The organism is Leifsonia sp. HAY1-4F (assembly GCF_056755275.1).
This window is the reverse complement of sequence record NZ_JBNDHX010000300.1, coordinates 1-270: the sequence shown is the minus strand read 5'-3', so window position 1 is coordinate 270 and position 270 is coordinate 1. Positions and strand designations below refer to the sequence as shown.

At 64.8% G+C, this 270-nt stretch carries 1 protein-coding gene; it reads left to right on the top strand.

Annotated features, from left to right (window positions below; all coding sequences use genetic code 11):
* Positions 1 to 270 (top strand): preprotein translocase subunit SecA (locus tag ACPYOG_RS19595; RefSeq protein ID WP_481295791.1); only part of this gene is annotated, 270 nt, incomplete at both ends.

Sequence of the window (270 nt, the reverse complement as noted above, 5' to 3'; positions counted from 1 at the left end):
AGCCGATGCAGCGCAAGGACCAGTCCGACCTCGTCTACAAGAACGAGAAGTCCAAGTTCGAACAGGTCGTCGAAGACATCGTGAAGCGTCACGAGAAGGGCCAGCCGGTTCTCGTCGGCACGACCTCCGTCGAGAAGAGCGAGTACCTGTCGCGCCTGCTCGCCAAGAAGGGCGTGCGACACGAGGTCCTCACCGCGAAGAACCACCCACGCGAGGCGGCGATCGTCGCACAGGCCGGCCGGCTCGGAGCCGTCACGGTCGCGACCAACC